General features: G+C 39.6%; 6 protein-coding genes. All 6 read left to right on the top strand.

Translation table 11 applies throughout. The annotated features are described in order from the left end of the window. The first annotated feature begins 24 nt into the window (after positions 1 to 24). Complete coding sequence (locus FUA48_RS00165) at positions 25 to 7,308, top strand: Ig-like domain-containing protein (protein WP_147581560.1); 7,284 nt, start codon at positions 25 to 27, stop codon at positions 7,306 to 7,308. 70 nt (positions 7,309 to 7,378) lie between these two features. Then, positions 7,379 to 8,311: a PorP/SprF family type IX secretion system membrane protein gene (locus FUA48_RS00160; RefSeq protein WP_147581559.1), complete on the top strand. Its 933-nt coding sequence runs from the start codon at positions 7,379 to 7,381 to the stop codon at positions 8,309 to 8,311. Between the two features lie 11 nt (positions 8,312 to 8,322). After that, complete coding sequence (locus tag FUA48_RS00155; RefSeq protein WP_240732513.1) at positions 8,323 to 10,266, top strand: OmpA family protein; 1,944 nt, start codon at positions 8,323 to 8,325, stop codon at positions 10,264 to 10,266. Positions 10,267 to 10,484: 218 nt separating this feature from the next. Beyond that, positions 10,485 to 12,461, top strand: coding sequence for a peptidylprolyl isomerase (locus tag FUA48_RS00150; protein WP_147581558.1), 1,977 nt, complete (start codon positions 10,485 to 10,487; stop codon positions 12,459 to 12,461). Continuing rightward, entirely contained in the window at positions 12,461 to 13,315 is an 855-nt protein-coding gene (locus FUA48_RS00145; protein ID WP_147581557.1) for a hypothetical protein, read from the top strand. The genes FUA48_RS00150 and FUA48_RS00145 overlap by 1 nt, the downstream gene beginning before the upstream one ends. After that, a complete protein-coding gene (locus FUA48_RS00140; protein WP_147581556.1) occupies positions 13,299 to 14,711 on the top strand; it encodes a peptidylprolyl isomerase in 1,413 nt (470 codons plus the stop codon). The genes FUA48_RS00145 and FUA48_RS00140 overlap by 17 nt, the downstream gene beginning before the upstream one ends. Positions 14,712 to 14,726 lie beyond the last annotated feature (15 nt).

The following is a 14,726-nucleotide window of genomic DNA, read 5'->3' as shown; positions in this document are numbered from 1 at the left end:
TTTTTAATTATATACTGATAGCGTATGAGAAGTTTTCTACTTAAAATATTATTGCTCGTAACATTGTTGTTTTCCGCACAACAAATGTATTCGCAGCAAATAGACCTTACCCTGAAATATGTTTCGGTAACGAACACGTATGAAGTGTATGCAAGGCCTGATTTTACCCAGAATAATTTCTTTCTGGCAGGCGGTAGTCAGATAACAGTTGTCCTTCCGGCTTCTGTTACTGATGGTGCACTTGCAATAACAACTGTTGCCGGGGGGCCATGGTCTGATAACTCACAGGTGTATGCACCGGGAGCAGCTTCGGAAAAAGATTTTCATGGTATCGCCACAAACGGTTCTAATATAAATCTTGTTGACGGAGATGAGCTGTTGCTCTTCCGTTTTACCTTAGCCGCAGGCTGTGTAAACGATTTGCGTATCTATAATAATTCATTAGACCCTGGACCTTCCGATACGGGAATGAACGGAGCTGATTTTGGCAATTACATGGGTAATGTTTTTGACCTGCAGGATTATTATGGTGTAAACTACAACAATTCAGGTACATCATGCGGAGTGGTGGACAATGATGGAGACGGTGTTGCAGAGGGTACAGATCCTGATGATAATGACCCGTGTGTGCCTAATGCTAATTTTGCTACCTGTGATCAGGATGGTGACGGATTAAATAATTCGGAAGAAGCATTGATAGGAACTGATCCTACAAATCCTGATACGGATAACGATGGTATTAATGACGGCGATGAGGTTATAGGAGGAAGTAATCCCTTAGATCCGTGTAGTCCTGTACCAACAGGAGGCTGTCCTACAGATGCTGACGGAGATGGTTCTCCGGCAGGAACCGATCCTGATGATAATAACCCATGTGTGCCGGATAATACGGCAGGTGTGTGTGATCAGGACGGTGACGGACTTAACAATACTCAGGAGGCTATATATGGTACAGATCCAACTAACCCAGACACAGATGGAGACGGCATTAATGACGGTAGTGAGATAACAAACGGTACCGATCCGCTTAGTGCCTGTAGCCCTAATTTAAATAATCCTCTTTGTGATAGAGATAACGATGGTTTAACCAACGCAGAGGAAGCCTTGATTGGAACAAATCCTACGTTAGCAGATACAGACGGAGACGGAGTGTTAGATGGTGATGAGGTTACAAATACAACTGATCCTCTAAATCCTTGTGATCCTAATTTGGGGGCAGGACCTTGTGATCAGGACGGGGATGGTCTTACTAATAGTGAAGAGAGCGCTTTAGGAACTAACCCTACAAACCCGGATAGTGATGGTGACGGAATTAATGATGGTGATGAGGTTACCGGTGGAAGCAACCCGCTAAACCCTTGTGACCCTAACCCTACAAGCCCTGCCTGTACGGTAGATCCTATGATAGACTTTACTGTAAGGTTTGATCCTGCCACATGTACTTATGAAGTGTATGCTCTACCTAACTTCTCGGCAAGTGACTTCTTTATATCGGCAGGTAGCCAGATTTCGGTTGTATTACCAGCATCGGTAGATAATCAGGCTTTGGCAGTAACTTCGGTTAACGGAGGTGTATGGCTGGATGCTTCGCAGGTATATGCTCCTGCTTCCGATACGGCAAATGATTATCACGCTATAGCAACCGATGGTTCTGCGTTTGATTTTGTAACAGGTAACGAACTGCTGTTGTTTACATTCGTGTTACCTAATGCTACCTGTTGTGCTGACGGAGTAAGATTATTTAATAATGATACCGATCCGCAGTCTACAGATTCCGGTATGTTAGGAGGAGACTTCAACAACTATGTTGCCGATGTATTCGTTATGGACGACTACTATAACGACAACTACGATAATACAGGTTTAATTTGTGATCCGTGTTTAATTAACCCGGTAGCAACACCTACTACAACAAATGCTACACAACTGTTTTGTGTAGTAGATATGCCTACATTGGCCGATATTCAGATTAATGAAACCAATATCAGATGGTATGATGCCGCAACAGGAGGAAACCTTCTCCCGGACACTACATTACTGGTAGATGGTACAATATATTATGCATCCCAGTTTGAAACGGTAAATAACTGTGAAAGTGAAAACAGACTGGCAATTACAGTAACTGTAGGTGATGCCGCAACACCAACCACTACAAATGCTACTCAGGATTTCTGTGTGGTTGACGGTCCTACTGTAGCCGATATTCAGGTAAATGAAGCCGGAGTGATATGGTATGATGCCGCAACAGGAGGAAATGTTGTTGCAACTACTACAGCACTTGTAGACGGTTCGGTTTACTATGCGGTATTAACTGATCCTGTTACAGGATGTGAAAGTTCGGTAAGATTGGCTGTTACAGTAAATGTAAGCGATGCTCCAACACCAACTACTACAGATACTACTCAGGACTTCTGTTTAGTGGACGGACCAACAGTAGCCGATATTCAGGTTAACGAAACCGGAGTAACCTGGTATGATGCCGCAGCGGCAGGAAGCGTGGTAGCTAACGGAGCTTCATTAGTAGACGGAATGGTTTACTATGCAAGCTTAACCAACGCTGTTACAGGCTGTGAAAGTTCGGTAAGATTAGCCGTAACTGTTAACGTAAATGATGCCGCTACACCAACAACAAATGATGTCACTCAGGACTTCTGTTTAGTTGATAGCCCAACAGTAGCTGACATTCAGGTTAATGAAACCGGAGTGATTTGGTATACCTCTGCTACGGGAGGAACAGCTTTATCGGCATCAACAGCTCTTGCAAACGGAATTTATTATGGAAGCCAAGTTGATGCAGTTAACGGCTGTGAAAGCTCAGTAAGATTAGCTGTAACAGTAACAGTAAACGATGCTGCTACACCAACTACTTCAGATACCACTCAGGACTTCTGTGCGGTTGATATGCCGACAGTTGCCGATATTCAGGTTAACGAAACCGGAGTGTTATGGTATACTTCAGCTACAGGAGGGACAGCTTTATCGGTATCAACAGCCCTTACAAATGGAATATATTATGGAAGTTTAACCGACGCGATTAGTGGATGTGAGAGTTCTGTAAGATTGGCGGTTACAGTAACAGTAAACGATGCTGCTACGCCAACCACAACAGACACTACTCAGGACTTCTGTTTGGTTGATATGCCAACAGTTGCCGATATTCAGGTAAACGAGACAGGAGTTGTATGGTATGATGCGGCTACAAACGGTAACATGATTGCCAATACAGCAGCCTTAGTAAACGGAATATACTATGCAAGTCTGACTGATGCGGTTAACGGTTGTGAAAGTTCAGTAAGATTAGCTGTAACAGTAACAGTAAACGATGCTGCGACACCAACAACTACCGATACGACTCAGGACTTCTGTCAGGTTGATATGCCAACAGTAGCCGATATTCAGGTAAATGAAACCGGAGTAACATGGTATGATGCGGCTACAAACGGTAACATGATTGCCAATACAGCAGCCTTAGCAAACGGAATATACTATGCAAGTTTGACTGATGCAGTTAACGGATGTGAGAGCTCAGTAAGATTGGCGGTTACAGTAACAGTAAACGATGCTGCTACGCCAACTACTACAGATACTACTCAGGACTTCTGTCAGGTTGATATGCCAACAGTAGCCGATATTCAGGTTGATGAAACCGGAGTTATTTGGTATGATGCCGCTACAAATGGTAACATGATTGCCAATACAGCAGCCTTGGCAAACGGAATATACTATGCAAGTCTGACGGATGCGGTTAACGGCTGTGAGAGCTCAGTAAGACTGGCTGTAACAGTAACAGTAAATGATGCTGCGACACCAACTACTACAGATACTACTCAGGACTTCTGTCAGGTTGATATGCCAACAGTAGCCGATATTCAGGTTAATGAAACCGGAGTTATTTGGTATGATGCCGCTACAAATGGTAACATGATTGCCAATACAGCAGCCTTAGCAAACGGAATATACTATGCAAGTCTGACGGATGCGGTTAACGGATGTGAGAGCTCAGTAAGATTAGCGGTTACAGTAACAGTAAATGATGCTGCCACACCAACTACTACAGATACTACTCAGGATTTCTGTGTGGTTGATAGCCCAACAGTAGCCGATATTCAGGTTAATGAAACAGGAGTTGTTTGGTATGATGCCGCTACAAACGGTAACATAGTTGCCAATACAGCAGCCCTTGCAAATGGAATATACTATGCAAGTTTAACCGACGCAGTTAACGGCTGTGAGAGTTCAGTAAGATTGGCGGTTACAGTGACAGTAAACGATGCTGCTACGCCAACTACAACAGATACGACTCAGGACTTCTGTGCGGTTGATATGCCAACAGTAGCCGATATTCAGGTTAACGAAACCGGAGTGGCATGGTATGATGCTGCAACAGGTGGAAACCTTATAGCTAATACGGCTGCTCTTACTAACGGAATGGTTTATTATGCAAGTCTCACTGACGCGGTTAACGGATGTGAAAGCTCTGTAAGGTTAGCTGTAACGATAACAGTAAACGATGCTGCTACACCAACTACAACAGATACCACTCAGGATTTCTGTGTGGTTGATATGCCAACAGTTGCCGATATTCAGGTTAATGAAGCAGGAGTTGTTTGGTATGATGCTGCAACAGGTGGAAACATGGTAACCAATACTACCGCACTGGCAGACGGAATTTATTATGCAAGCCTAACCGATGCGGTTAGCGGATGTGAGAGTTCGGTAAGACTGGCAGTAACAGTAAATGTAGATGATGCTGCCACACCAACTACAAATGATACAACGCAAAACTTCTGTGTGGTGGATGCACCAACAGTTAATGATATTCAGGTTAATGAAACCGGAGTTGTTTGGTACGATGCTCCAACCGGAGGGACAGTGGTCGCAAACACAACTGCTTTAGTAGACGGCATAACCTACTATGGTAGCCTGACCGACCCTGTTTCTGGTTGTGAGAGTTCAGTAAGACTGGCAGTAACAGTTACTGTTGAAGATGCTGCTACACCAACAACTACAGATACCACTCAGGATTTCTGTGCGGTTGAGATGCCAACAGTTGCCGATATTCAGGTAAATGAAACCGGAGTAACATGGTATGATGCTGCAACAGGTGGTACAGCTATAGCAGATACAACGCTGTTAACAGATGGTACTATCTATTATGCAAGCCTTACAAATCCTAACGGATGTGAAAGCTCTGTACGATTAGCGGTAACAGTAACTGTTAATGCGGGAATGACACCTACAACTACAGATACTACGCAAACATTCTGTGCAGCGGATAACCCTACAGTAGATGATATTCAGGTTAACCAAACCGGAATTACATTCTACAATGCAGCAGTGGGAGGTGTAGCTATCGCAGCAGGCACACCACTTGTAGATAGTATGATATACTACGCTTCATACACAGATCCTCTTACAGGATGTGAAAGCTTAGTAAGACTGGCCATTACGGTTACATTAAGTAATGGTACTACACCAACAACGACTAATACTAATCAGACATTCTGTTCGGTTGACATGCCAACAGTTGCTGATATTCAGGTAAATGAAACCGGAGTTATTTGGTATACTGCGGCAACGGGAGGTACACAGGTGCTGGATACTGCTGCCCTTGTTAACGGAATGATATATTACGCAAGTATAACAGACGCTGACGGATGTGAAAGCTCTGTAAGGTTAGCGGTAACAGTAACGGTTGATAGTGGTACTACACCAACAACTAATGATACCACTCAAACGTTCTGTGCGATTGATATGCCAACGGTAGCCGATATTCAGGTTAACGAACCTAACGTTACCTGGTATGATGCAGCAACAGGCGGAAACGTAGTTGCTCCTGGAACAGCCCTTGTATCCGGAAGTACTTATTACGCTTCTGTACAGTCAATAGCAGGATGTGAGAGCAGTATTCGCCTGGCAGTAACAGTAACGGTAGATAATGGTGTGATACCAACTACTACAGATGCTACTCAGGATTTCTGTGCGGTTGACATGCCTACAATAGCAGACATACAGGTGTCACCTGCGGGAACTATCTTCTATGCGGTGCCAACTGGAGGTACGCCGCTGGATCCTTCTACTGCCTTAGCAAACGGTATGACCTATTATGCTGCTTTTGTTAATGCAAATGGTTGTGAGAATATAGACAGGTTGGCAATAACAGTTAATGTGAATAATGGTATTACTCCAACAACTAACGATACGACTCAGGATTTCTGTGCGGTTGATATGCCAACGGTTGCAGATCTTCAGGCAAATCAGACTGGAGTTATATGGTATTCTTCTCCAACAGGAGGAGCGCCACTACCTACAGATACTCCGTTAACGGATGGAGGTGTTTATTACGCTTCGATTACAAACGGAGGATGTGAAAGTCTTGTAAGGTTAGCGGTAACGGTTAATATATTTGGTACTGCAGAAGCAACTATAACCAACCCTTTCCCTAGGACATGTTATGGTACAGAGACGGTTTACACTACCGAAGCAGGAAATACAGATTATGTTTGGACAGTAACAGGAGGTGTAATTGTAGAAGGAGGTACAGCTACAGATAATACAGCTACAGTTATATGGACATCAATAGGTGAAGGTAACATATCGGTTTCTTACACAGACCCTAACGGATGTGCCGGAACGGTAGAAGGTTCACTGGATGTTAATGTGGTTAGTTGTTCTGATTTATCAATCACAAAATCTGTTAACAATTTTAATCCGCTTATAGGTGAAAATGTTATTTTTACGATTACAGTAACTAATGATGGAGAAAGCACATTTACTGATCTTGAGGTTAGTGAACAGCTGCCGGACGGTTATGAATTTGTAGATTATACTGTAACAGAAGGTACTTATGATGCGGTTTCGGGCATTTGGATAATACCACAGCTTGCTCCGGGAGAATCGGCAGTATTACAGATTGTAACTCAGGTATTGTTTGGTGGAGATTATCTAAATGTGGCCTTTATTGTAGGATCAAATCCGATAGACAGTATTCCAGAGAATAATGAAGCGTCGGCATTTGTTGAACCTTCCTGCTTAACAGTTTACAATGAGTTTACACCAAACGGTGACGGGCTTAACGATACCTTCAGGATTGATTGTATTGAGTTCTACCCTGATAATAAACTGGAAGTGTTTAACAGATTCGGATCATCTGTATACAAAACGTCAGGTTATCAAAACGATTGGGACGGAACTGCAAATGTTGACGGAACTGTTAGAAGAGGAGAGAAACTTCCTGTGGGTACTTACTACTACGTACTGGAAGTAGACGGCAAGGTTAAAACAGGCTGGTTGTATATAATGAGATAAATAATGGTTTAGATAAGAGTGGCAGCATAACTGCCACTCTAAACTATCAAATAACAAAATATATTTAAGTATGAAAATCACACCAAAATTTATAAAAAGATATATCCTGACAGGGCTGCTTTTTACTGCATTTGCAGTAACAGCACAACAGGATCCTCAATACACCCAGTATATGTATAACACGCTTACAGTTAATCCGGCTTATACGGGTACGGTAGGTCACCTTGAAGGAATACTGCAACATCGTTCGCAATGGGTAGGTCTTGACGGGGCACCAACTACGCAGGCGTTTAGTATACATTCTCCAATAGCTAACGAAAGAATGGGACTGGGGTTAAGTGTAGTTAATGATAAACTAGGGCCTTCTCAGGAATTTTTTGCCAATGCTAATTTTGCATACATAATTCCGGTAGGATATGATGCTAACCTTTCATTTGGTTTAAAGGCCGGTGTAAGGGTTATGGATATAGACTGGTCTAAAGGTATTTATTATCAGGATGGCGATCCTTTACTTAACACTAACATTAATAATAAACTTACTCCCACAATAGGGGCGGGTATTTATTACTATACAGACAAGATGTATGCAGGTATTTCTGTACCAAGCTTTATCCGTTCTGATTATTATGATGATGTTCAGGAGTCTACAGTTTCAGACAGGCTGCACTATTATATTATGGGAGGCTATGTGTTTGACTTATCTGATAATTTGAAATTTAAACCTGCTGTTTTAGGTAAAGTAGTATCGGGTGCACCGGTAACTGTAGACCTTTCGGCTAACTTTTTAGTGTACGAAAGGTTAACTTTAGGTGCTTCATACCGATGGGACGATTCGGTTAGTGCCTTAGCAGGGTTCCAGATAACGAGAGGTGTTTTTGCAGGATATTCTTATGACTATACTGTAACAAATCTTAATAAGTACAATAACGGTACCCATGAAGTTATTTTACGATTTGAGCTTCTGCCTCCTAATCAACGTGTTAAATCTCCAAGATTCTTCTAAAAAATATAATTATGATGAGAAAATTATTTTTATTCAGCTTATTATTTTGCATAGCATCAGGTTTTGCCCAAAACAGGCAGCTTAAAAAAGCAGATCGCCTTTTTGAAGACCTTGCCTATGTAGAAGCGGCAAAAGCCTATGAGGAATATCTTGAGAAAGAACCAGCCCCCTCTACGCAAACAGTAATGCATGTTGCCGATGCTTATTATTTTACAGGTAATAACAGCAGTGCGTTAAGATGGTATACTAAACTGAATACCATTTTAGCCGATAATATGGATGATACCTATTTTAACAGGTATATACAAACTTTGAGAGCTGCCGAAGATTATAAAAAAGCAGATGAACTTTTAAAGAAACGCCTTGATAATAAAGGAGATCAGGTTTTGATTAAAAGATTTATAGATCAGCGAAAATATCTTGATAGTATTAATGCCGAGCCTTCTAATTATACGGTTATGAATTTGGCATCAAATAGTGATAAAGCCGACTTTGGAACGGCATTTTATGGTAACCAGATTGTTTTTTCTTCAAGCAGGGATACCACAAAACTAGGAGGTAAGATATATTCATGGAACGACCAGCCTTATCTGGAGCTGTATGTAGCTGACAGAAATGCTGAGGACGGCTCGTTGTTTAGCGCTAAAAAGTTTTTGCCTAAAGAACAGTCGCAGTATCATAATGCTACTATAGCCTTTATGCCCGACCTGAAAACGGTGTATTATTCTGCCAATGTTGTAAAGCCTAACGACAAACTTATTACTGATAAGAGTGGTACAGGAAACTTTGAAATTATAAAAGGCGTTATTGAGGGTGAGAAATTTTCTAAAACTGAAAAACTACCTTTTGACAGTAAAGACTATTCGGTTGGGCATCCGGCTATAAGTGCTGATGGCAAATGGCTCTATTTTGTGTCTGATATGCCGGGAGGCTATGGAGATACAGATATTTATGTAGCCCAGATTTTTGACGATGGTAAATTAGGAGACCCTAAAAACCTTGGTGATAAGATAAATACTTCGGGCAGGGAAATGTTTCCTTTTATAAACGACAGTATACTTTATTTTTCCTCTGACGGGCATTACGGATTAGGGGGGCTTGACGTTTTTGAAAGCAAACTTATAGGCAGATTGGAGTTTGGTGAACCTAAAAACTTAGGAAAACCTGTAAATAGTAATGTAGACGATTTTTCTTACATCATTGATAAAGAGAAAAAGTATGGTTATTTCTCGTCAAGCCGTAAAGGGGGTAAGGGAGACGATGATATATATTATTTTACAAGACAGGAACCACCTTGCAAACAACTGGTGTCGGGTAAGGTAACCAATGCTAAATTTAATGTTGCCATAAACCAGGCAGACATAAAAGTGTATGATGAGTTTGGCGATGTAATAAACTCAGTAAAAACAAAAGAAGACGGAACTTATATTGTTGAGGTTCCGTGTAATTCTAAAATTAAGATTGAAGCTTCTAAACCAAACCATACGAAAGCAGAGAAAGAACTGCAAACCGATAAAAAACATGATTTAGAGACCAAAGACGTGAACTTTGAACTTAATAATTATGATGATTTGGTTAAAAAAGAAGATAATGTAGAAAAGGTAGATATCAACCCTATTTACTTTGATTACGATAAATGGGATATTACTCCGCAGGCTGCAGAAGAGCTTGATAAAGTAGTATACATTATGAAAAATTTCCCTGCAATTGTAATCAAGATTGAATCGCATACCGACTCAAGAGGTAAGGATGCTTATAATATGACGCTTTCTGAAAACAGGGCGCAGTCTACTTATAAGTATATCCTGGAGCATGGTATAGATGCATCAAGAATAGAAAGTGTTAAAGGTTACGGAGAATCGCAGTTGAAAAACAAATGTAGTAATGGCGTACCGTGTACCGAAGAAGAACACGCATTAAACAGAAGGTCAGATTTTATTATAGTGAAGAAGTGATTTTAGCTTAAGTTGTTTAAGTTGATTTTGATGGCAGGGCACCCCACAAGGGTGCCCTTGCTGTATTTAATAGGTATAATGTTTGCTATTAACACAAATAATGTTGTTTAATCTTTGCGAATTGTTATTTTTGTTGGTTGCAAAAAAGCAGGTAATATAATTTTTTATAATACCCTGCGTTTACTTAACCGTATTATAGCGTTACAAATAGTTTGATAATGAAATTAAAAAAGGTTCTATTAGGAGTTGCTCTTTGTGCATCTTCACTTTCTTTTTCTCAAAAAACACAAAAAGAAGTATTATTTACAGTTAACGACAATCCATATTATACAGACGAATTTATCAGGGTATACAAGAAAAACCTTGATTTGGTAAAAGACGATTCTCAAAAGGATCTAGATAACTATCTTGATCTTTTTATAGGATATAAGTTAAAAGTAAACAAGGCTTACGAGTTAGGGCTTCAGGATAATAAAAAATATCAGATGGAGCTTAAAAATTACCGCAGTCAGCTTTCTAAAAATTACTTAATAGACAGGGAAGTTACTGATGAGTTGGTAAAAGAGGCTTATGATCGTATGCAGAAAGAAATAAAAGCTTCCCATATTTTATTTCAGATAGATGAGAATGCTTTACCTGCAGATACATTAAAGCTATACCAAAAAGTAATGGATGTAAGGAAAAAGGCACTGGCTGGAGAAGATTTCGCTAAGTTAGCCTTAAAGTATTCAGAAGATTCTTCGGTTACAGAAAATAAAGGTGAATTAGGGTACTTTTCTGCTTTAAGAATGGTTTATCCTTTTGAAACCGGAGCATATAATACTCCTAAAGGGCAAATTTCTATGCCAATAAGAACCCGTTTTGGTTATCACCTTATTAAAGTAGATGATGTTAGGCCATACAGAGGAGAAGTTACCGTAGCGCATATTATGATAGCCAAGCCAAAAGATACTCTTAATACGGTTGAGATGGCTAAAGTAAAAACCCGTGTTGAGGAGATTTATCAGAAATTAAAGCAGGGTGAAGATTTTGCAGAACTGGCAAAACAATTTTCTCAGGATGCCTACACTAATGGCAAAGGAGGGGTTTTAGATAAATTCAGTTCAGGTACTTTAGCTTCTGTAAAGTTTGAGGACGAAGCTTTTTCATTAAAGAAAGCGGGAGATTATACTAAGCCTTTTGAAACAAAGTTTGGATGGCATATAGTAAAACTTATTGAAAAGTATCCGTTAAAGAGCTTTGATGAGATGAAAAGCGATATTGAAGCAAGGGTTGCAAAAGACGACCGCTCTACTGTAATAGCTGCTGCTATGACAGAAAAGCTTAAAAAACAATATCCTTTAGTAACAGATAAAGCAATGTATGCTAAAGCTAAAGCAGCGGTAAACGATGATTTTTATATCGTTAAATGGATGCTTCCTCAAAGCGCAGATTCATACAATGCGACCCTGCTTACAATTAACAACGATAAAAAGTATACTGCCTGGGATTTTCTTGAATATGTAAATTCTCAGCAAAAAAGCGGTATCACTGCAAAACCGGTTTCAAGACTGGTAGAGATACTATATGATAAATTCAGTTCAGACAAACTGAAAGCCTATTATGATGCTCACTTAGAAGAAGAGTTCCCTGATTTTGCTGCCGTTATGCAGGAGTATAGAGATGGCTTACTTCTTTTTGACCTGATGGAGAAAGAAATTTGGGAAAAAGCTAAAAATGATAGTATCGGGCTTCAAAATTATTATCAGGCACACATAAAAGATTATCAATGGGGTGACAGGGTAGATGCAGAAATATACTCTTCTACCGATAAAAGTGTTGTGGAGCAGGCAAGAAAGTATCTTAAAAAGAATAAAGATGCCGCTTACATTAAAAGTGAATTAAACACTAAGGATAAAGTTAGTGTGATAGAGAAATCGGGTGTTTTCCCTCAGGACAGCAAAGCGCTTCCTCAAATGGATAAATGGAAAACAGGAGTGAGCGATATCGTTAATGAAGGTAATTACTATTATGTATTAAAAGTAAATAAAGTATTACCTGTAACAGCTAAAACTCTTGACGAGTGCAAAGGACGTGTTGTTAACGATTACCAGCAGTACTTAGAGAGTACGTGGATTGATAATCTTGAAAAAGAGTTTACTGTCAAGGTAAATCAGGATGTTTTTGCTAAAGTTAAAAAACAGCTTAACCAGTAATGATTAAAAAAACGGTACTGTTTTTATTTACTGCACTGGCATTTGCTTCATGCGATTATTTTAAAAAAGAAGCCAAGCCTCATGCAGTAGCAAGGGTTAACGACTCCTATTTGTATGAAGAGGAGATAAGAAACCTTGTGCCTGAAGGTACTTCTAAAGAAGACAGTATAGCTATAGTTAAAAGTTATATTGACAGGTGGGCTACACAAAAACTGCTTTATGATGCTGCCGAGCTAAATCTTAGCGGAGATAAACAGGAGGCTTATAACGAGCTGGTAAGACAATATAAAATTGACCTGTATACAAAAGGCTATGTAGAAGAAATAGTTAAGCAAAGTGTGGATACGGCAGTATCTGAAGAGGAAATAAAGGCTTATTATGAGGCTAATAAGGTAAACTTCAGAACTACGGGTACTTTGGTTAAACTTAAATATATACACCTTCAAAAAGATCACCCTAAATTTGCCTCGGTAAGAGATAGGTTTGTAAGTGGTAAAAAGGCAGATATTAAAGCACTTAGTGATATTGCTATCCAGTTTAAGAGTTTTGCCTTTAATGATACTACCTGGGTAGATATGAACCAAGTCTACAGGAAACTGCCTTTTATTACGCCTGATAACAGAGATAAATATATAAGTACAGGTATTTCTTATCAGTACCCTGACTCTACAGATGTTTATCTGGTAAAGGTGTCTAAGGTTTTAGACAGAAATGAAATATCACCTTTTGAATATATTAAGCCAACTTTAGAACAGCTTATAATAAACGGAAGGAAGTTTGAGTTAATTAAAAAGATCGAAAAAGATATAACGGATGATGCGATTAAAAATAGAGACTATGAAATTTATAAATAACAGGTTTGCTTTATTACTGGCTTTAAACTGTATGTTATTTGGGAGTGTTAATGCTCAGGAAATAATTAAAGAAGAAGTTGTTCAGGATACAGTTAAACCTGCGCCTAAAAAAGGCAGGTTAAAGGTAGATGGTGTTGTGGCTGTTGTAGGAGATTTTGTGGTTTTGGATTCTGATATCGATTTGATGTATAAAGAGCTTGAGGCTGAAAAGGTAAATACTAAAGATATTACACGTTGTGAACTCTTAGGGAAGCTTATGGAAGACAAACTTTATGCACACCAGGCAATACAGGATAGTATTATTGTAAGTGATGCAGAGGTTAATGAAAGAATGCAGCAGCAGATAGATTTTTTTGTTGAGCGATTAGGTTCTGAAGATAAAATGGTAGAATATTTCAAGAAGAAAGACATGTCCTCATTTAAGGATGAGCTTTTTGAAATGATAAAAAATCAGAAGCTTACCGAACAGATGCAGAAAAAAGTAATTGATGAGGTGGAAATTACCCCGGAAGAGGTAAGGATATTCTTCTCTAAATTTGGTGAGGAAGACAGGCCTTTCTTTGGGGCTGAAATGGAGATTGCACAAATTGTTGTAAAACCCGTGATTTCTGATGAAGAGAAACAAAAGGTAATAGACAGGCTTAACGAGATTAAGAAGGATGTGGAAAACGGAGACAGCTTTTATAGTAAAGCCGTATTATATTCAGAAGACCCTGGGTCGAGCTCTTCGGGAGGTTTTTATAAAATGACCAGAAAAACTCCGTTTGTAAAAGAATTTAAGGATGTAGCCTTTAGTTTGGAAGAAGGGGAAATATCTGATCCGGTTGAAACTGAATTTGGCTACCACCTTATTTATGTGGAGAAAATAAGAGGGCAGGAGCTTGATGTAAGGCATATATTAATGAAGCCTAAAGTTTCTAAGCAGGCAGAAGCAGACGCTAAAAAGAAAATAGAACACATACGCCAGCGTATCCTTTCTGGAGAGATATCATTTGCCGATGCAGCTAGATCTGAGTCGGATGAAAAGGAAACAAGGAACAGTGGAGGTCTTTTAATGAATCCAAGAACTCTTGAAACACGCTTTGAGCTGACTAATCTTCCATCTGAAATCTACACGAAAGTATATGAGCTTAAAGACGGGGAGATAACAGAGCCTTTTAGGGAGAACGACCCAAGAGCAGGTATTTCATATAAAATTATGTCGGTTGCTAACCGTTATCCGGAGCATAAAGCAAGCTATTCTGATGATTACCTTAAAATTAAGGATCTTGCCCTGAAAGAAAAGCAGATTCTTGAAATTAAAAAATGGTCGGAAGAAAAGATAAAAGAAACCTATGTTAAAATTGCAGAGGAGTATCAAAGCTGCCAGTTTACTAATAACTGGATGAAAAAATAATCATAAGGTATTTCT

Source organism: Flavobacterium alkalisoli, from assembly GCF_008000935.1.
In the GTDB taxonomy this organism is placed as follows: domain Bacteria; phylum Bacteroidota; class Bacteroidia; order Flavobacteriales; family Flavobacteriaceae; genus Flavobacterium; species Flavobacterium alkalisoli.
This window is presented reverse-complemented; position numbering and strand designations above follow the sequence as displayed.

Coding starts and splice junctions, on each gene's coding strand:
- FUA48_RS00165 (WP_147581560.1), top strand. CDS start 25: ATGAGAAGTTTTCTACTTAAAATATTATTGCTCGTAACATTGTTGTTT.
- FUA48_RS00160 (WP_147581559.1), top strand. CDS start 7,379: ATGAAAATCACACCAAAATTTATAAAAAGATATATCCTGACAGGGCTG.
- FUA48_RS00155 (WP_240732513.1), top strand. CDS start 8,323: ATGATGAGAAAATTATTTTTATTCAGCTTATTATTTTGCATAGCATCA.
- FUA48_RS00150 (WP_147581558.1), top strand. CDS start 10,485: ATGAAATTAAAAAAGGTTCTATTAGGAGTTGCTCTTTGTGCATCTTCA.
- FUA48_RS00145 (WP_147581557.1), top strand. CDS start 12,461: ATGATTAAAAAAACGGTACTGTTTTTATTTACTGCACTGGCATTTGCT.
- FUA48_RS00140 (WP_147581556.1), top strand. CDS start 13,299: ATGAAATTTATAAATAACAGGTTTGCTTTATTACTGGCTTTAAACTGT.